The organism is Streptomyces sp. NPDC088785 (assembly GCF_044750685.1).
In the GTDB taxonomy this organism is placed as follows: domain Bacteria; phylum Actinomycetota; class Actinomycetes; order Streptomycetales; family Streptomycetaceae; genus Streptomyces.
Window position 1 is genome coordinate 73,399 of the sequence record NZ_JBIVKH010000014.1, and the last position, 16,972, is coordinate 90,370.

The following is a 16,972-nucleotide window of genomic DNA, read 5'->3' on the forward strand; positions in this document are numbered from 1 at the left end:
TTCCCGCCAGGGCCGCCCCGGCCGGGCTTCCCGCTACCGCGGTGGCCGGGCGTCGACCAGCCGGGAGCGGATCAGGAAGCGCACGCCCTCCGGCGCCTCCAGCGAGAAACCGCTCCCGCGCCCCTCGACGACGTCGACGATGAGCCGGGTGTGGCTCCACACGTCGAACTGGCTCCTGGACATCCAGAACGACACGGGCTCCGCCACCCCCTCCACCGTCAGATCCTGGAGCAGCACGTCGGATCCACCGGTGCGGAACTCGCCCGCCGGATAGCACATCGGGGCGCTGCCGTCGCAGCAGCCGCCGGACTGGTGGAACATCAGCGGACCATGGGCCGCGCGCAGCCGCCGCAACAGGTCGGCGGCCGCGGACGTCAGCTCCACACGGGGTACGTCGGTCATACGGGCGAGCATCCGCGCCGGGACGTTGCGAGGACGTTGCACGCGTGGGCGCCGCGTCCGCATAGGCTCCCCGCATGGAACAGAGGGAGATCATCCTGCGGGCCATCGGTGTGCTCACCGAGACGCAGGAGATGGTACGCAGGCTCAGCGACGGCGTGGAACTGGACACCGACCAGTCCCAGCTCGGCCGGCTGGTGTCGGAGGTGTTCCCGACGGTGGAGATCCCGGCCGGGGCCACCGCGGAACAGGCCGCCGAGCTGACCATCGCCGCGCTCATGCCGGCCAGTGTGTCGCTCGTCGAGGCGTTCGCGTTCCTCTTCACCCAGCTCGCCAAGGTGCACGACGAGGGACGCGGCGACGTGGGCTCCACCGACCTGCTCAGAGAGATCGCGCTGCGGATGTCCGACCCGGGCGAGACCGGGTCGGACTGACCCGCGGGCGGGCCCTCGCGCGCCCTACTTGTTCGGGTCGCGGAACCGGCCGAAGGCCTTCGTCAGGGCGCTCAGCGGCGAACCGTCCGGCTTCGTGCCGGGCGGCGTCAACGGCAGGCTCGCCGACACGCCCTCGCTCCCGCGGGCCTCGTTCAGCGCGGACTGCGTCGCCTCGGCCGCCTCCTTGTACGCGTCCCGGGACCTGGTCATCGCCTCCAGCGCCTCCGCGTACCGGCCGACCATGTCCTGCGCGTGCGCCAGCTCCTCGTCCGGCGTCAGCAGGTGCCAGCCCTTGCGGAGCCGCGCGAGCGCCTGCTCCGCGTCCTCCGGCAGGGGTCTCGGCAGTGTCGCGAACTCGACGATCCGCGCGATCAGCTCGGCCGGCTCGGTGCCGTTCAGGAACACGTTGGAGACCGCCGCGCGGTCCGCGTCGTAGCCCGGCAGCGGCGGCTGCGTCGGCAGCACGACGGCCCCGCCGCGCGGCATCCGCACACTCAGCTCCCGCTTCAGCGCGACATCCGCGATCTGCGACTGCTCGGGCGAGGCGCGGTGCTCTATCACCCGGTGCCGCAGACTCGGCGGCAGGAACGGCGTGATCGGCTGCTCCCCGCGCGCGTCCGGCGTCATCGCCTCGTGCACCACGACATGGGTGTACCAGCTGCGCCGCGCCCAGTCCCGGACCTGGTGGCGCAGCTCGTCGGGGTCCTTCGGCAGATGGTTCGTGGACCGCAGCCGCAGCCCCGAGACGGTGTCGTGGTCCCAGCCGACCTGGTCGCTGTCCGGCCAGAACATCGTCGCGGGGGACGGCCAGCCCAGGTCCCAGGGCCGCTCGGCCTCGGCGGCGAGCACCCAGACGATGCCGTCGCCCTCCTTGCGGCGCGCCTCGACGTCGTACGTCGTCAGCTGCGCGCGCACCGTGACGTCGCCGGCGACCCGCCAGCGCGCCTCGAACTGCCGGCGGGCCAGCGGGCCCGGATCGGCGTCCTCGTCGCGCGGGTGCAGCACGGAGCCGCGCGCCGCCTCGACCGGATCGAGGTCGAGATGGTCGTCGAGCACCCCGGCCGCCTTGAGGGCGATCAGGTTGCGCCGGACGTCCTGCTCGGGCTCGTGCCCGAGGTGCCGCCCGCGGGACAGCCACACGGTGTCGGGGGCGGGAACGAAGGAAGAGTTCTTCTTGGAGGTCATGGAGTCGTTCTGTGGGCGGTCGGGGCGCAGACAGTATGGTCCGAGGACCTGCCGAAGCGCTCGGTCGGGGTGGGTCGGTGTCGGGATTGTCGCGCGTGGGCGCCGAATCCGTCGGACGGTGAATGCCGGGTGTGTCGTGTTCCGCCGTGTGCCGCAGCGCGCGTGCGCGCGGCCCGGGTCCCGGGCGGGTGCCCGCGCCCCCGGAGGGAGCGGCGCACCGTCCGCCGCCGTACCGTCGTCGAGCCCATGCCGCCATCCGCCTTCCGTCAGCCGTTCCCGTCCGCCGTGTCCCGGCCGGCCGCGCCGTCGTCCGCCGCCCCCGATCCCGTAGGCTCGGCGAATGGCCAGGTACTTCGACGTCCACCCCGCGAACCCGCAGGCACGCATCATCGGAGCGGTTGCCGACGGCATCCGTGACAGCGCACTCGTCGCCTACCCCACGGACTCCTGTTATGCACTCGGCTGCCGCCTCGGCAACCGGGAAGGGGTCGACCGGATCCGCTCGATCCGGCACCTCGACGACAAACACCACTTCACGCTCGTCTGCCAGGACTTCGCCCAGCTGGGCCGGTTCGTGATGATCGACAACGACGTGTTCCGGGCGATCAAGGCGGCCACGCCGGGCAGCTACACCTTCATCCTGCCCGCCACCCGCGAGGTGCCGCGACAGCTCCAGCACCCGAAGAAGAAGACGGTGGGGGTCCGCATCCCGGACCACGTCGTCACCCAGGCGCTCCTCACCGAACTCGGCGAGCCGCTGCTGTCGAGCACCCTGCTGCTGCCGGGCGAGGACGAGCCGCTCACCCAGGGCTGGGAGATCAAGGAGCGCCTCGACCACGTCGTGGACGCCGTCCTCGACTCCGGCGACTGCGGCACCGAACCCACCACCGTGATCGACTTCTCGGGCGGCGGGGCCGAGGTCGTCCGGCGCGGCGCGGGGGACCCCGACCGCTTCGAGTGAGACCCGGCCGCGGACCCGGGCGGAACCCGCGGAACCGCGGAGCCGCCCGCGGCGCGGTGCCCGCGTGTGCCGTCCGACGACAGCTGACAGCATGGGGCGGAAACGGGATCACGGAGGCAGGAGCGGTGATGGTCGGGTCGGCGTCCGGTGAGGCGAAGGGGCCGAGGGCGGGCGGTGCCGCGCCGGCCCAGGAGGGCCGTGGCGGCGGGATGAGCGAGCAGCGGCGCCGCCGGGTCCGGCTGGAGATCTCCCGGGAGGCGGCCCGGCTCTTCTGGGAGCAGGGGGTCGACGCGACCAGCGGCGATCAGATCGCCGAGGCGGTGGGTCTGTCCACGCGCACCATCTGGCGCCACTTCCGCAGCAAGGAGAGCTGCGCGGAGCCCATCGTGGCGCAGGGCCTGGAGTGGGAGATGGCCACCTTGCGGGCCTGGCCCGCGCACCTCTCCCTGGAGGAGCAGTTCACGGAGCGCATGGCCGTGTACGCCCGGGAGGCCGGCGCGTTCACGCGTGCCGACAACGACCTCGCGATGAAGATGATCCTGCTCGCCGACCAGGAGCCCGCCCTGCGCACGGCGTGGCTGATGGCGTGCGACCAGGTGGAGCGCGAGATGGCCCGGATCGTCGCCGGCCGGCTCGGGCGCACCCCGGACGACCTGGACGTGCGCCTGCACGCGGCAGCCGCGTCGGCCGCGCTGCGCGTCGTCAACGAGGACATCGGCGCCGCGCTGCTCAGGGGCGCCGACCCCCGGGAGTTCGCCGACGCGGCCGATCGGGTCGCCCGCGCCGTCCGTCGTGCCACCGGGGGCGCCGTGGGCGACCCCGTCGCCGACCGACCCGCCTGACCTGCGCATCCTCCGCACCCGGGGAGACGCCATTGCCGTGAGCGTCACTTAGTGACATTATGGCGTTCAGTGACGGAGGAGGGGCGTCGACTCGCGGGGAGGTGGCACGTCATGGCGGCACCGGAGCGGACGAGGGGCGGCATGAGCGAGCGCCGCCGCCGGACCCTGCGGATGAACGTCTCGCGCGCCGCCTGCCGGCTCTTCTGGGAGCGCGGCGTGGAGGCCACCAGCGGGGAGCGGATCGCACAGGACGCCGGTGTCTCCGTCCGCACGGTCTGGCGCCACTTCCGCACCAAGGAGAGCTGCGCGGAGCCGATCGTGGCCCACGGCGTGGAGTGGTTCATGTCGGTCGTGCGGGACTGGCCCGAGGAGGCCGCGCTCGCCGGCCACCTCACCGCCGAGGTGCGGCGCCACGCGAGGACGTCGCGCCCCCAGGAGCGAGCGGACGAGCTGCTCGCCCTGCGCATGATCTCCCTCGCCGGGACCGAACCCGCCCTGCGCGCCGCCTGGTTGGCCGCCTGCGACCGCATCGAGGACGAGCTGCGCACCATCCTCGCCGCCCGGCTGGAGCTGCCCGCCGCGGACCTGGAGGTGCGGCTGCACGCGGCCGCCGCGACCGCGGTGGTCCGGGTGCTGGAGGAGCAGGTGGGCGCCGCCGTCCTCGCGGGCACCGCCCGGCGGGAGTTCGGGGACCCGGGCCTGCTGGCCGAGCGGTTCGCCGCCGCGATCCGCCGGGCCACCGGGGGCGCCGTCGGTGAGCCCGTCGGCGGGCCCACCCGCGGCAGACCGGGTGCCGGGGGCTGACCGGCACCGCGGGCGCGGAACCGCATCCGGCCCCGGCCGTCTGGCACTTGGTGCCAATCGCCGTACCCGGCGCATGTGGCGCCGCTTCGGGGACATTCCCCACTGCACCGGGCCGGGCGGCACGATCACCACGGCAGTCGGCCGTGCCTCTCGCCCGCCCCGAGAACCGAGCGAAGTCGTCGACGAACGAACGGAGTTGACCGATCATGGCCACTGACCACGCACGCGAAGCGACCGAGGCCGAAGCCGGAACCCGAGCCGACGCACCGGCCAGGCCGACCGCCCTGGAACAGATGGGCGGCACCACGGGACTCGTCTACACCAGCCTGCCCATCGTCGCGTTCGTCGTCGCCAACGCGTCCGCCGGACTGACCGCCGCGATCATCGTCGCGTTCGCCGTCGCGGTCGGCATCACCGTGCTGCGCCTGGTCCGCAAGGAGCCGCTCCAGCCCGCGATCTCCGGCCTGTTCGGCGTCGCGGTCGCGTCCTTCGTCGCCTGGAAGACCGGCTCCGCGAAGGGCTACTTCCTGCTGGGCATCTGGACGAACCTGCTGCTGGGCGGGATCTTCCTGCTCTCCGTGGCGGTGCGCCGGCCGCTGGCCGGCCTGATCTGGGGCGCGCTCAACAGCACCGGCTCGCGCTGGCTGCGCGACAAGCCCTCGGTGCGCTACTACGACATCGCCACGCTCGCGCTGACCGCCGTCTTCGCCGCCCGTTTCGTCGTGCAGCAGTGGCTCTACGGCGCGGACTCCACCGGCTGGCTGGCCGTGGCGAAGATCGCGATGGGCTACCCGCTGCTCGCCCTGGCCCTGCTCGTCGTCGTCTGGGCGGCCCGTCGCTCGGGCAAGCGCCTGGCCGCACCGGAGCGGGCCGCGACCGCTCCCGCCCCGGCGCGGGGTGTCCCGGCGGCGCGGGACGGGCGCACGCAGCGGTACGCGACCGGTGACGTCCGGACGCGGCGGCCCGCACCCCGCCCCTGAGCGCACCCCGCCGCGCGCCCCTCCCCGTGCGGGACCCGACCCGCCCCCGGCTGCGAAGGAGACGCCATGCCGCCACCACGCCTGATCACCGTCGAGGAGTTCTTCCGGCCGCCCCGGCGCACCCGGGTGACGATCTCCCCGGACGGCACCAGGATCGCCTACCTCGCCCCGTGGCAGGACCGGCTGAACGTCTGGACCGAGAACCTCGACGGCCCGCCGGAACCACGCCCCGTCACCACCGACACCCGCCGCAGTGTGCACACCTACCACTGGACCGACGACCCCCGGTGGCTGCTCTACGAACAGGACCGCGACGGAGACGAGAACTGGCATCTGCACCGCGTCGACCTGGACGACCCCGAGGCGCCCGCCGTCGACCTGACGCCCTTCCCGCCCGGGGTCCGCGCCCTCGGTTACCAGCCGGCGGCACCGGGGCGCGCGATCCTCCGGCTCAACCACCGCGACCCCGCCCGGTTCGACCTCTACGAACTCGACATCTCCACCGCCGGGCTGACCCTGATCGCCCGCAACGACGGCCGGGTCGAGGACTGGATCCGCAGCGGCACCGGCGAACTGTACGCGCTGGTCCGCACCGACAGCGGCGCCCGCGCGCTGACCGGGTGGGACGCGGAGCGGGGACCCACCCACACCGTCAAGGAGCTCGACGAGCATGCCTGGCCCTACGGCATCTTCCCGATGCAGCCCACTCCGGACGGCACCGGAGTGTGGATCGGCGCGCACCGGGACGGCGGCCTCACCGGCGTCGCCCGCCTCGACCTGACCACCGGGGAGGAGACGGAGACCGACAGCCACCCCCGGCTCGACCTCGACACCCGCGCACAGGTCTTCCCCACGCTGCCCCCGCCGCTCATCCTCGACCGGCGCACCGGCGAGCTGATCGGCGCGCGCTACCTCGGGGACCGCCAGACCATCAACACCGTCGGCCGGCACACCCCCTTCGCCGACGTCCTGCGGCGCCTCGAGAGCCTGTGCGACGGCGATCTGAGCACGCTGTCCGGTGACGAGAGCGGACAGCGCTGGGTCGCCGCCTTCACCCACGACCGGCACCCGGGACGCACCTACCTCTACGACCGCCGCACGGGCGAGGCCCGCCTGCTGTCCCGCCCCTTCCCGCACCTCGCGCCGGAGGAGCTCGCCCCGATGCGCCCCGTCGCCCTCACCTCCCGTGACGGGCTGACCCTCCCGTCGTACCTCACGCTGCCCCTCGGCGTGGAACCGGTGGGACTGCCCCTGGTGCTGCTGTTCCACGGCGGCCCGTGGGCGCGGGACAGCTGGGGGTACCACCCGGTGGTCCAGCTGCTCGCCAACCGCGGGTACGCCGTGCTCCAGGTCAACTTCCGCGGCTCCACCGGCTACGGCACGGGGTTCACCCAGGCCGCGGTCGGCGAGTTCGCCGGAAAGATGCACGACGACCTGCTGGACGGGGTCGACTGGGCGGTCCGCGAGGGATACGCGGACCCCGGACGCGTCGGTGTCCTCGGAGCCTCCTACGGCGGATACGCCGCGCTGGTCGGCGTCACCTTCACGCCGGACGTCTTCGCGGCCGCCGTCGATCTCGTCGGCATCTCCGATCTGGCCCCCTTCCTGCGCAGCCTGCCGGAGTTCACCCGCCCGGCGCTGGCCGACAACTGGTTCCGCTTCGTCGGCGACCCCGACGACCCGGAGCAGGCGGCCGACATGCGCGCCCGGTCCCCGCTCACCCGCGCGGACCGCATCCGCACCCCGCTGATGGTGGTCCAGGGCGCGAACGACCCGCGGGTCGTGCGGGACCAGTCGGACCGGATCGTCGAGGCGGCCCGCGCCCACGGCGCGAGCGTCGAGTACCGGGTCCTGGACGACGAGGGGCACAGCTTCGTGAACCCGGGGAACAACGAGGACCTCCACCTCGGCATCGAACGCTTCTTCGCCACCCACCTCGGCGGGCGCACCCAGGGACAGCGCCCGGCACAGCGCGCGCGATAACCGGGCGACGGCGGCGATCGTTTCGGGGACACTGGTCCGCCACGGACGAGGTCGAGGCCGTCGTCGCCCACTCCGAGCGCGCGACCCTGCGCGTCGGCGGCGGGCGTGTTCTTGAAGGTGGACGCCGATCAGGCGCGCGTCGACGCCGAGGTCAAGGCGATGGCCCCCGCGCCGGTCCCCACCCCGGACGCCCTGCGGCGCAGAGGGCCCGTCCTCGCGCTCGCCGCCCTCCCCGGCACGAAACTCGGACGCCCGGGCGGACCGGCCACCGGATCGCCCGCGGCCCGGGCGGCGGCGACGAGGTCACCGGCATCGTCGACCGGTCCGAGGCGGGCCGGGGCGACGCCCTGTACGACCTCGCCGCCTTCACCCTCGGGCACGAGGAACCCGGCTGCGAGATCGACGTACTGCGGGCCCGGATGTGAGCCCGCACCCGGAAAAAGGAGCCGGACCCGGCGTCCGGAGCGCAGAATGACCTCATGTCGAAGCCGCCCGTACGGTCGTGTCGTCGTCGCTCCTCGGGTTCCGCCCTGTCCCTGTGGTCGCGGGACTCCGTGCTGTCCATCGGGTCGGTGGGTTCGGTGCTCTCCATCGGGTCCGTCGGATCGGCGCTGTCGGTCGGCTCGATCGGGAGCGCCCTGTCGGTCGGCTCGATCGGCTCGTCCCTGTCGTTGATCTCGACCGGGTCGTGGCTGAGCACGGGCTCCCTGTTCTCCGCCCAGTCGCGCTGGTCGGTGCTCTCCTGGCGCTCCTCGCGCGGCTTCCTCGCCGCGGGTGCCGTGGCGGCGGTGGCGGGCGGGGTCCTGGTGCTGACGCGGGCCCACGAGGGCCGCGGGCCCGCGTCGGGGTGACGCGGAGCCCCGGCGCGCCGACCTCGGGCCCTGGGCTCCCGGAGCCCGTCGGCCTCACCGCGGGCGGGGTGCTCGGCGTGGACGCCGACCTTCCACGCGACGCCGGACCGGCATTCCTCCGGCGCCCGGATCCGCGCGTCCACGCGCCGCCGACCGCCCGACGCGCGCTCGACCGGCCCGACCAGCAGCCCCCGCACCCGCGCCGCGACCGGCGCCCCACCGCTCCCGCCCACCGGCCCTAGGAACCGCGCGCGACGGTCCCCAGGAACCGGATGTGCGGGCGCGCGCCCGGCTCCGGGACGGCCACCCGGGCACGCACCCCGTACACGTCCGCGATCAGTTCCTCGGTGAGGACCCGCTCCGGAGTGCCCGCCGCGACGACCCGGCCCCGGCACAGCACGACCACCTGCGCGCAGTACGCGGCGGCCAGGTTCAGGTCGTGCAGCGCGACGACACTGGTCAGGCCGAGGCCGGTGATCAGATCGAGCAGTTCCAACTGGTGCTGGATGTCCAGGTGGTTGGTCGGCTCGTCGAGCAGCAGCTCGCGCGGCTCCTGGGCGAGGGCGCGGGCGAGCTGCACCCGCTGCCGCTCGCCCCCCGACAGCGTGTGCCACAGCCGGTGCCCCTTGTCGGCCAGCGCGCTGCGCTCCAGGGCCGAGCGGACCGCCGCCTCGTCGGCCGCCGACGCCGGCGCCCAGGCGCGGCGGTGCGGGATCCGGCCGAGCCGCACCACGTCGGCGACCGTCAACTCGACCTGGGTGTCGGACTGCTGCTCCACCACGGCGACCCGCCGGGCGACCGTGCGGCGCGGCACCCCGGCGAGCGGCGTGCCGTCGAGGCTGACGACACCGGCATGCGGCGCGAGCACCCCGGACAACACCCGCAGCAGGGTCGACTTGCCCGAGCCGTTCGGGCCGAGCAGCCCCGTCACGGTGCCGGGGCGCGGCGCGAGCGTCACCCCGTCGAGGATGAGCGCGCCGCCCGCCGAGCGGGACACGCGCTCCGCGCGCAGCCCGGCCGTCACCGGACGGCCCTGCGCCGGTAGAGCACGAGCACGAACGCGGGCACCCCGATCAGGGACGTCACCACTCCCACCGGAACCTCCTGGGGGGCGAGGACCGTGCGCGCCGCCGCGTCCACCCACACCAGGAACACCGCGCCCGCGAGCGCCGTCACCGGCAGCAGCCGGGCGTGCCCCGGGCCGACCAGGGCGCGCGCCGCGTGCGGCAGCACCAGGCCCACGAAGCCGATCGCGCCCGCCGCGCTGACCAGCACCGCGGTCAGCAGCGCGGTCACGCACAGCAGGATCAGCCGGGTGCGCGCCACCCGGACGCCCAGCGCGGCCGCCGCCTCCGGGCCGAAGGCGAACGCGTCGAGCGTGCGCCCGTACCCGAGACACACCGCGAGCGCGGCCACGAGGACGGCGGAGCACAGCCACACCTCGGTCCAGCCGACCCCGCCGAGCGAACCGAGCAGCCAGAACAGCACCCCGCGCGTGGTCTCCGCGTCGGCCGCCGTCAGGACGACGACCGAGGTCAGCGCCGAGAACAGCTGCATCGCCGCCACCCCGCTGAGCACCACCCGGTCCGTCGCCCCACCGAGGCTGTGGCTGAGCAGCAGCACCAGCGCGAACGAGACGACCGCGCCGATGAACGCCCCGCCGGACACCGACAGCGCGCCGCCGCCCACCCCGAGGACCACGACGAGCACGGCCCCCGTCGACGCCCCCGAGGACACGCCGAGCACGAACGGGTCGGCGAGCGGATTGCGCAGCAGCGCCTGGAGCACCGTGCCGCACACGGCGAGCCCGGCGCCGCACACGGCCGCGAGCAGCGCCCGCGGCAGCCGCAGGTTCCACACGATCCCGTCGCGGATCGGCGACAGGTCCGAGGCGCCCCCGCCGAGCCGCGCCCCGACCGCCGACCACACGTCGCCGACGCCGATCCGGGCCGGCCCGAAGGTGATCGCCACGGCGACGGAGGCGCACAGCGCCGCCACGCCCGCCGCGCCGTACAGAGCGGTTCGCAGGGGTCCGGCACTCACCGGGCGAGGCCGAACTCACCGACCGCGGCGGCCACCTTCTCCAGGCCGTCCACGGTGCGGATCGTCGGATTCATGTCCTGCCCGCTCAGCCGCACGTACCGCTTCTCGCGCACCGCCGTCATGTTCTTCGTGACCGGGTCGGACTCCAGGAACGCGATCTTGCGCGCGGCGGACTCGGCGGTCTCCGCGCGGCGGGTCAGATCGCCGATCACCAGGACGTCCGGGTCGCGGTCCGCGACCGTCTCCCAGCCGACCTGCGGCCACTCCGCACGGGTGTCGTCGAAGACGTTGCGCAGCCCCAGCTCCTCGGTGATCACCCCCGGCGCGCCGCAACAGCCCGCCATGTAGGGGGAGTCGGAGTTCGCGAACCAGTACAGGACGCTGACGCCCGAGGTGTCGGCGGCCGCGGTGGCCCGGTCCACGCGGGCCTTGAGCGTGTCGACGAGTTTCTCGCCGCGCGCCCGCACGTGGAAGATCCGTGCCAGGTCGCGTATCTCGCCGTAGACGGTGTCGAGCGTCAGGGGCCGGGTGCGCGTGCCGTCCCCGTCGCCGCTGTTGTCCTTGCCCGCGCAGTCGCTGGGCGAGAGGTAGGTGGGGACCCCCAGTTCGGCGAACTTGTCGCGCGGCGCGACCCCGCCCTTGCCGAGGGTGTAGTTGAACGAGGCCGCGGCGAAGTCGGGTTCGGTGGACAGCACCTTCTCGAAGGACGGATAGCGATCGGCGAGCCGCGGCACCCGCGCGTTCGCCTTCTCGAGTCCCTTGCGGACCGGGTCGGTCCAGGTGCCGGTGCCCACCATCCGGTCGGCGAGGCCGAGCGACAGCATGATCTCCGCCGCGCCCTGGTCGAGGGCGACGGCCCGTTCGGGCGCGCGGTCGACCGTCACCTTCGTACCGCAGTTGTCGATCGTGACCCCGCGCGCGGGCCTCCCGTCGCCGCCGGCGTCGGGCGACCCCCCGCATCCGGCCAGGAACAGGGCTCCGGCCAGCAGGGGAGCGGTACGGCGGAGGGACGGGGTGAAACGGGCGGGCGGCACGGGGCATCCTCTGCGTCCGGGGCTCATACGCGGAGCCGGTCAAGGGTCCACCGCCGGGCGTGGCATCCCGGAGGCCGCCAGCAGGTCTTCGGACTCGGGGTCGTCCCGGCGGAGCGCCTTCCCGGTCCGTGTCATCGGACCAGTGGCTGTGGCTCCGCCCGTCACCCTCACCGCTGCGCGTCAGTTCCGGATTTCCACCGGATTCCCTGACCCCCGCACGGACGGACCGTGCACGGGTACGACTGGCCCGGCGAAAGTATCACGGGCCTGATCAGGGCCCCGCCGCCGGGGTTTCGGGGCCGGACGCCCGCCCGCCGGGCCGTTCCGGGGACGCGGGGTCGGCCCGGTCGGTGAGGAACGCGCGCACCTCGCGCGCGAACTCCCGCGGTGCGTCGCGGTGGATCAGGTGTCCGACCGGGAGGGGCAGCAGCCGGGCGCCGGGAATGCGCCGGGCCAGTTCCGCGACGCCGTCCTGCGGTACGTGGCTGAGCGGCCCGCCCGCCACCACCAGCGTCCGCGCGGTGATCGAGCCGAGCCCGTCCCGCCAGTGCGCGGGCGGCGTGTCGAGCTGCCGCCTGACCGCCACCACCATCTCCCAGTCGAAGGGCGGCTCGCCCGCCGGGCGGACCAGCGGCGGAGGCGTCCGCGGGCGGGGGAGCGGGACGTCCTCCAGGACCAGGCGCGTCACCCGCTCCGGCTCGGCCGCCGCCAGCAGGTGGGCGACCACACCGCCCATGGAGTGCGCGACGATCCGCACCCGGTCCGCGCCCACGGCGTCCAGGAACGCCCGCACGTCGTCGCGCATCAGCTCCAGCGAGTACCGTCCCGGCCGGCCGCTGTGCCCGTGCCCGCGCAGGTCGAGGGCGTACACCCGGTGGTCGCGGGCGAACTCCGGGGCCACCGGCGCCCAGTCGACGGCGCCCTCGCCCAGACCCGCCAGGAGCAGCAGCGGCGCCGCGTCCGGCGGCCCCGACACCTCGTACGACAGCCCGACCCCCGGCACCCGTGCCGTGCACCGCTCCGCCATGCCCCGAACCCTCCGTCCCCGCCGTCCGATCCCGGGAGGCTACGCCATCGGGCCCGGGCCGCCACGGCGCCCGGACCGGACCGGGCGTGGTGACACACATCACCGCGGCGGGCCCCCCGATCCCGGAATGCGCGGCCGGACGCGACGGCTGCACTCCAGGTCACAGCCGTTCGACGGCCGCTGATTCCGGCCCGGGACATCCATGAATATCCTGGTACGTCCCGGAAAACCGGCCCCCTCCCCACGTCTTCGAAAGGTCCTCCCGCACCATGCCGCTGGCCCTGTTGGCCCTGGCCGTTGTCGCGTTCGGCATCGGCACGACCGAGTTCGCCACGATGGGGCTGCTGCCCCAGATAGCCGACGGCGTCCATGTCTCCGTGCCCCACGCGGGCAACCTCGTCTCGGCGTACGCCCTCGGCGTCGTCGTCGGAGCCCCCCTGCTCACCGGCGTCGGCGCGCGCATCCCGCACAAGCGGCTGCTGCTGCTCCTGACCGGCCTCTTCGTCGTCGGCAACGCCGCGTCGGCGCTCGCCCCCTCCTTCGGCACGCTCTTCGCCGCGCGCTTCCTGGCGGGCCTGCCGCACGGCGCGCTGTTCGGCGTCGGCGCCGTCGTCGCCTCCCGGCTCGTCGCCCCCGACCGGGCGGCCCGCGCCGTGTCGAAGATGTTCCTCGGCCTCACCGTCGCGAACATCGTCGGCGTGCCCGCCGGGACCGCGCTCGGCCAGCAGCTCGGCTGGCGCGCCGCCTACTGGGCCGTCGCCGGCATCGGCGTCGTCGCCCTCGCCGCGCTCGCCGTCTTCGTCCCGCACCAGCCGCGCGGCGCACAGTCCGGGATCCGGCACGAACTGCGCGCGATGGGCAACAAGCAGGTCGCGCTCGGCCTGGCGACGGCCGTCGTGGGCTTCGGCGGCTTCTTCGCCGTCTACAGCTACCTCGTCCCGATGCTGACGCACCTCACCGGCATCTCGGACTCCTCCACCACGCTGGTCCTCGCCCTGTACGGCGTCGGCATGACCGCCGGCACCCTCCTCGCGGGGCCGCTCACCGACCGGGCCCTGCGCCCGACCCTGTACGGCGGGCTCGCGCTGCTCGCCGCGGCGCTGGTGACGTTCTACTTCACGGTCCACAGCACGGTGCCCGCGCTGCTGACGATCACCTTCATCGGCGCGATGGGCTCCCTCATCACGACACCGGTCCAGATGCTGCTCATGGCGAAGGCGAAGGACGCGCCCACCATGGCCGCCGCCTCCAACCACTCCGCTTTCAACCTGGCGAACGCGGGCGGCGCCTGGATCGGCGGACTGGTGATCTCGGCGGGCTGGGGCTGGGCCGCGCCCAACCTCGCCGGAGCCGTGCTCGCCGTCGCCGGTCTGGTGCTCGCCGTCGTGGCGGGCCGGACCGACCGCGGCGGACCCGGTTCGCCGGTGGCCGCCGTCGCGGCCGGGGAGAGCGCGGGACAGGACGCCGCGCCGGTCGGGACGGGCCGGCCGAGCGGCCCGTGACCGCGGCGCTCCGGGCTCAGGGGTGCAGGGTCGGCCGGTAGGTCAGCTCCTGGATGCCGCCGTCGAGCGTCCGGTTCCCGAGCAGCTCCAGGTCGAAGTCCTCGGCGCCGGCGAACACCGGGTCCTCGCCGGTGCGGCCGGTGATCACGGGGAACACCGTCACCTGCACCCGGTCGACCAGGCCGGCCGCCATCAGCGCCCGGTTCATCGACAGGCTGCCGTGCGAGCGCAGCGGCACCGCGGACTCCTTCTTGAGCCGGGCGACGACGTCGACGGCGTCACCGCTCTCGACGGTGGCGTCGGGCCAGTCGAGGGGGCCCTCCAGGGTCGACGAGACGACCGTGGTCGGCAGGTTCCGCATCCGGGTGACCCACGGGTCGCGCACGTCGGCGCCCTCGTCGCTGTCGGCCAGCATCTGCGCGAACAGCCGGTACGTGTGCGCGCCCAGCACCATCCGCTGGTCGGTGTCGTACGTCGCGAGGCGGTGGGCCAGCAGCTCGGGCCCCTGCTTGCCCCAGTAGCCCGTCCAGTCGCCGCCGGCGCCGCCGAAGCCGTCGAGGCTGGAGAAGACGTCGAAGGTGTACGTGGTGGTCATGGCGTTCCCCTTGTGCGTGGGCGTTGTGCGTGGGCGGTCCCGGGTGGACGACCCGTCGATGGGGGAGACCGTCCGGGGCGCCGGGACTCATCGCCCGGGCGCCGCCGGTCCCGGGATCTCCGCCCGCCGCCCGCGCCGCCCACCGGACGGACCGCACGGCCGGGCCCGGTCTCAGCCGACGCGGGGAGCGCCGCCGGACGGGGCGACGGACGGCGCGGTCAGGTCGAGCAGGAGCAGGGCGTCGTGGTCGGGACCGCCGGGTTCCGCGGTGTAGACACCGATGCGCTGCCCGGGCGTGCCCTCGATGTGCAGCGACTGCGAGGTGAGGGTGAGGGGCCCGACCTCGGGGTGCTGGAAGGTCTTCCGGACCGGTTTGTGTCCGGTCACCTCGTAGCGCTCCCACAGACCCGCGAAGTCGGGGCTCTTGAGGAGCAGTTCGCCGACCAGCCGGGTGAGGTCGGGCGCGTCCGGCGCGATGCCGGCGAGGGCGCGCAGCCGCGCGACGCACGCGGTGATCTGCCGCTCCCGGTCCGGGAGGAGGGAGCGGGCCGCGGGGTGCAGGAAGAGATAGCGGGCCAGGTTGCGCTGCGTGGCCGGCCAGTCCGCCAGACCCGCGTACAGGGCGAGCCCGCCCGGGTTCCAGGCCAGCACGTCCATGCTGCGGCTGATGACGTACGCGGGGTTCGGCCGCAGCGACTCCAGCAGCAGCCTGACGTGGGGGCGCACGGTGCGGCTGGGCGCGGGCGGCGGCTCGGGGGCATAGCGGGCGGCGCGGGCGGCCAGCTCGCGCAGGTGCTGGTGTTCCCGGTCGTCCAGGTGCAGGGCGCGGGCGAGCGCGTCGAGGACGGCGGGGCTGGGACGCGTCTCCTTGCCGCGCTCCAGGCGCACGTAGTAGTCGATGCTGATCCCGGCGAGGGTGGCCAGCTCCTCGCGGCGCAGCCCCGGGGTGCGGCGGATGCCGGTGCCGACGGTGAGTCCGACGTGTTCGGGGCTGGTCCGGGTGCGGCGGGCGCGCAGATAGCGGCCCAGCTCGGCGCCCTCGCCGTGCGCGCTCGTGGATGCCATGACTCCAGTCTCCCCCGGGCGGCGCCGGGCGCGCGGCGCCGAGGGGGGCCCTGCCGTTACCCCGGAAGAGCCCGCCCTGCCGCACCGGCGCGATCCGCGCCAAGGTGGGTGAGGAAGGCGCCGTCCCCCCCGCCGACGTCCGGCACCGACCGGCACGGCCCGCCGGACCGGGCGAGAGTGAGGGGGACGGGCCGACGGCACGACAGCGACATCGACATCGACATCGACATCGACATCGACATCGACATTGACGTCGACATCCATCGGAGAGGGCGAGATGCGCTACATCAAACTGCGTGACCTGGAGGTTTCCCGGATCGGGCTGGGCGCGATGGGCATGTCCCACGGCTACACCGGCTCCGGCACCGACGACGCGGAGTCGATCCGCACCGTGCACCGGGCGCTGGAGCTGGGCGTCACCCTGATCGACACCGCCGAGATCTACGGCCCGTACACCAATGAGGAACTGCTCGGCCGGGCCCTGAAGGGGCGCCGGGACCAGGTGGTGCTCGCCACCAAGTTCGGCATGGTCTCGCACGGCGGCGAGGGCGCGGGGCACCTGGACTCCGGCCCGGCCAACATCCGCACCGCCGTCGAGGGCTCCCTGTCCCGGCTCGGCACGGACCACATCGACCTGTACTACCAGCACCGCGTCGACCCGGAGACGCCCATCGAGGAGACGGCCGGCGCCGTGCGCGAGCTGATCGCCGAGGGCAAGGTACGCGCCTTCGGCCTCTCGGAGGCGGGCCCGGACACGATCCGCCGCGCCCACGCCGTCCAGCCGGTCACCGCCGTCCAGTCCGAGTACTCGCTGTTCACGCGCGGCATCGAGGAGCGGGTGCTGCCCGTCCTGCGGGAGCTGAACATCGGCCTGGTGCCGTTCTCCCCGCTCGGCCGCGGCTTCCTCACCGGCACCGTCCGGTCCACCGACCAGTTCGACGCGAACGACTTCCGCCGCGACAACCCGCGCTTCACCGGCGAGAACTTCCGGCACAACCTGGCGCTGGCCGACGAGGTCAGGGCGCTCGCCGACGAGGCCGGAGCGACGCCCGGCCAGGTGGCGCTGGCCTGGCTGCTCGCCCAGGGCGACGACATCGCCCCGATCCCCGGCACCAAGCGCGTCGCCCGGGTCGAGGAGAACACCGCCGCCGACGACGTCACCCTGACCACCGGGCAGCTCGACCGGCTCTCCGCGCTGCCGCCCGCCGCGGGCGCCACCCACAACGAGGCCCAGTCCCGCTGGCTCGAACGCTGACCCCCCCGCCCG

At 74.4% G+C, this 16,972-nt stretch carries 17 protein-coding genes, 1 pseudogene and 1 riboswitch; of the genes and pseudogenes, 10 read left to right on the forward strand and 8 right to left on the reverse strand.

Going from position 1 to position 16,972, the window contains the following annotated elements:
- Positions 1–33: 33 nt before the first annotated feature.
- Positions 34–402, reverse strand: coding sequence for a DUF779 domain-containing protein (locus ACIP5K_RS29395; RefSeq protein ID WP_401414342.1), 369 nt, complete (start codon positions 400–402; stop codon positions 34–36).
- A 74-nt stretch (positions 403–476) separates the two neighbouring features.
- Between ACIP5K_RS29395 and ACIP5K_RS29400 the strand changes: the two genes are divergently transcribed.
- The gene (locus tag ACIP5K_RS29400; protein WP_401414344.1) at positions 477–833 is read left to right on the forward strand and encodes a hypothetical protein; all 357 of its coding nucleotides are present in this window, start codon (positions 477–479) and stop codon (positions 831–833) included.
- Positions 834–857: 24 nt separating this feature from the next.
- Here the strand turns inward: ACIP5K_RS29400 and ACIP5K_RS29405 are convergent, their stop codons facing one another.
- Positions 858–2,018, reverse strand: a complete 1,161-nt coding sequence (locus tag ACIP5K_RS29405) for a hypothetical protein (RefSeq protein ID WP_401414346.1) — start codon at positions 2,016–2,018, stop codon at positions 858–860.
- 340 nt (positions 2,019–2,358) lie between these two features.
- Between ACIP5K_RS29405 and ACIP5K_RS29410 the strand changes: the two genes are divergently transcribed.
- The 7 genes and pseudogenes from ACIP5K_RS29410 (at position 2,359) to ACIP5K_RS29440 (ending at position 8,439) form a co-directional block, all read left to right on the forward strand.
- The gene (locus tag ACIP5K_RS29410) at positions 2,359–2,979 is read left to right on the forward strand and encodes an L-threonylcarbamoyladenylate synthase (RefSeq protein ID WP_401414348.1); all 621 of its coding nucleotides are present in this window, start codon (positions 2,359–2,361) and stop codon (positions 2,977–2,979) included.
- A 128-nt stretch (positions 2,980–3,107) separates the two neighbouring features.
- Entirely contained in the window at positions 3,108–3,821 is a 714-nt protein-coding gene (locus tag ACIP5K_RS29415) for a TetR/AcrR family transcriptional regulator (protein WP_401414349.1), read from the forward strand.
- 111 nt (positions 3,822–3,932) lie between these two features.
- Positions 3,933–4,625 carry a TetR/AcrR family transcriptional regulator gene (locus ACIP5K_RS29420; protein WP_401414351.1) on the forward strand — a complete coding sequence of 231 codons (693 nt, stop codon included), beginning with the start codon at positions 3,933–3,935 and terminating at the stop codon, positions 4,623–4,625.
- 206 nt (positions 4,626–4,831) lie between these two features.
- Positions 4,832–5,605, forward strand: a complete 774-nt coding sequence (locus ACIP5K_RS29425; RefSeq protein ID WP_401414353.1) for a DUF3159 domain-containing protein — start codon at positions 4,832–4,834, stop codon at positions 5,603–5,605.
- 66 nt (positions 5,606–5,671) lie between these two features.
- Positions 5,672–7,588, forward strand: coding sequence for a S9 family peptidase (locus ACIP5K_RS29430; protein ID WP_401414355.1), 1,917 nt, complete (start codon positions 5,672–5,674; stop codon positions 7,586–7,588).
- A pseudogene (locus ACIP5K_RS29435) lies at positions 7,585–8,013 on the forward strand (hypothetical protein). Before ACIP5K_RS29430 ends, ACIP5K_RS29435 begins: the two are co-directional and overlap by 4 nt.
- A gap of 54 nt (positions 8,014–8,067) precedes the next feature.
- Positions 8,068–8,439 carry a hypothetical protein gene (locus tag ACIP5K_RS29440; RefSeq protein WP_401414357.1) on the forward strand — a complete coding sequence of 124 codons (372 nt, stop codon included), beginning with the start codon at positions 8,068–8,070 and terminating at the stop codon, positions 8,437–8,439.
- A gap of 238 nt (positions 8,440–8,677) precedes the next feature.
- Here ACIP5K_RS29440 and ACIP5K_RS29445 read toward each other — a convergent pair whose 3' ends face one another.
- The 4 genes from ACIP5K_RS29445 to ACIP5K_RS29460 form a co-directional block, all read right to left on the reverse strand.
- Positions 8,678–9,463 carry an ABC transporter ATP-binding protein gene (locus ACIP5K_RS29445; RefSeq protein ID WP_401414359.1) on the reverse strand — a complete coding sequence of 262 codons (786 nt, stop codon included), beginning with the start codon at positions 9,461–9,463 and terminating at the stop codon, positions 8,678–8,680.
- Positions 9,460–10,482, reverse strand: coding sequence for a FecCD family ABC transporter permease (locus ACIP5K_RS29450; protein ID WP_401414361.1), 1,023 nt, complete (start codon positions 10,480–10,482; stop codon positions 9,460–9,462). The genes ACIP5K_RS29445 and ACIP5K_RS29450 overlap by 4 nt, the downstream gene beginning before the upstream one ends.
- Entirely contained in the window at positions 10,479–11,516 is a 1,038-nt protein-coding gene (locus ACIP5K_RS29455; protein WP_401414363.1) for an ABC transporter substrate-binding protein, read from the reverse strand. The genes ACIP5K_RS29450 and ACIP5K_RS29455 overlap by 4 nt, the downstream gene beginning before the upstream one ends.
- A gap of 61 nt (positions 11,517–11,577) precedes the next feature.
- Positions 11,578–11,758: riboswitch (cobalamin riboswitch) on the reverse strand.
- A 29-nt stretch (positions 11,759–11,787) separates the two neighbouring features.
- Positions 11,788–12,543: an alpha/beta fold hydrolase gene (locus ACIP5K_RS29460; RefSeq protein WP_401414364.1), complete on the reverse strand. Its 756-nt coding sequence runs from the start codon at positions 12,541–12,543 to the stop codon at positions 11,788–11,790.
- A gap of 269 nt (positions 12,544–12,812) precedes the next feature.
- Here ACIP5K_RS29460 and ACIP5K_RS29465 point away from each other — a divergent pair, with 269 nt between their 5' ends.
- The gene (locus tag ACIP5K_RS29465) at positions 12,813–14,045 is read left to right on the forward strand and encodes an MFS transporter (RefSeq protein WP_401414366.1); all 1,233 of its coding nucleotides are present in this window, start codon (positions 12,813–12,815) and stop codon (positions 14,043–14,045) included.
- A 16-nt stretch (positions 14,046–14,061) separates the two neighbouring features.
- On the opposite strand, the gene ACIP5K_RS29470 is transcribed toward ACIP5K_RS29465, so the two are convergent.
- Complete coding sequence (locus ACIP5K_RS29470; protein ID WP_401414368.1) at positions 14,062–14,640, reverse strand: dihydrofolate reductase family protein; 579 nt, start codon at positions 14,638–14,640, stop codon at positions 14,062–14,064.
- Positions 14,641–14,811: 171 nt separating this feature from the next.
- Positions 14,812–15,705 (reverse strand): helix-turn-helix transcriptional regulator, encoded by an 894-nt coding sequence (locus tag ACIP5K_RS29475; RefSeq protein ID WP_401414370.1) that lies wholly within the window; start codon positions 15,703–15,705, stop codon positions 14,812–14,814.
- Positions 15,706–15,982: 277 nt separating this feature from the next.
- Here ACIP5K_RS29475 and ACIP5K_RS29480 point away from each other — a divergent pair, with 277 nt between their 5' ends.
- Positions 15,983–16,960 (forward strand): aldo/keto reductase, encoded by a 978-nt coding sequence (locus ACIP5K_RS29480; protein WP_401414371.1) that lies wholly within the window; start codon positions 15,983–15,985, stop codon positions 16,958–16,960.
- The last annotated feature ends 12 nt before the right edge of the window (positions 16,961–16,972 follow it).

Coding starts and splice junctions, on each gene's coding strand:
- ACIP5K_RS29395 (WP_401414342.1), bottom strand. CDS start 402: ATGACCGACGTACCCCGTGTGGAGCTGACGTCCGCGGCCGCCGACCTG.
- ACIP5K_RS29400 (WP_401414344.1), top strand. CDS start 477: ATGGAACAGAGGGAGATCATCCTGCGGGCCATCGGTGTGCTCACCGAG.
- ACIP5K_RS29405 (WP_401414346.1), bottom strand. CDS start 2,018: ATGACCTCCAAGAAGAACTCTTCCTTCGTTCCCGCCCCCGACACCGTG.
- ACIP5K_RS29410 (WP_401414348.1), top strand. CDS start 2,359: ATGGCCAGGTACTTCGACGTCCACCCCGCGAACCCGCAGGCACGCATC.
- ACIP5K_RS29415 (WP_401414349.1), top strand. CDS start 3,108: ATGGTCGGGTCGGCGTCCGGTGAGGCGAAGGGGCCGAGGGCGGGCGGT.
- ACIP5K_RS29420 (WP_401414351.1), top strand. CDS start 3,933: ATGGCGGCACCGGAGCGGACGAGGGGCGGCATGAGCGAGCGCCGCCGC.
- ACIP5K_RS29425 (WP_401414353.1), top strand. CDS start 4,832: ATGGCCACTGACCACGCACGCGAAGCGACCGAGGCCGAAGCCGGAACC.
- ACIP5K_RS29430 (WP_401414355.1), top strand. CDS start 5,672: ATGCCGCCACCACGCCTGATCACCGTCGAGGAGTTCTTCCGGCCGCCC.
- ACIP5K_RS29440 (WP_401414357.1), top strand. CDS start 8,068: ATGTCGAAGCCGCCCGTACGGTCGTGTCGTCGTCGCTCCTCGGGTTCC.
- ACIP5K_RS29460 (WP_401414364.1), bottom strand. CDS start 12,543: ATGGCGGAGCGGTGCACGGCACGGGTGCCGGGGGTCGGGCTGTCGTAC.
- ACIP5K_RS29465 (WP_401414366.1), top strand. CDS start 12,813: ATGCCGCTGGCCCTGTTGGCCCTGGCCGTTGTCGCGTTCGGCATCGGC.
- ACIP5K_RS29470 (WP_401414368.1), bottom strand. CDS start 14,640: ATGACCACCACGTACACCTTCGACGTCTTCTCCAGCCTCGACGGCTTC.
- ACIP5K_RS29475 (WP_401414370.1), bottom strand. CDS start 15,705: ATGGCATCCACGAGCGCGCACGGCGAGGGCGCCGAGCTGGGCCGCTAT.
- ACIP5K_RS29480 (WP_401414371.1), top strand. CDS start 15,983: ATGCGCTACATCAAACTGCGTGACCTGGAGGTTTCCCGGATCGGGCTG.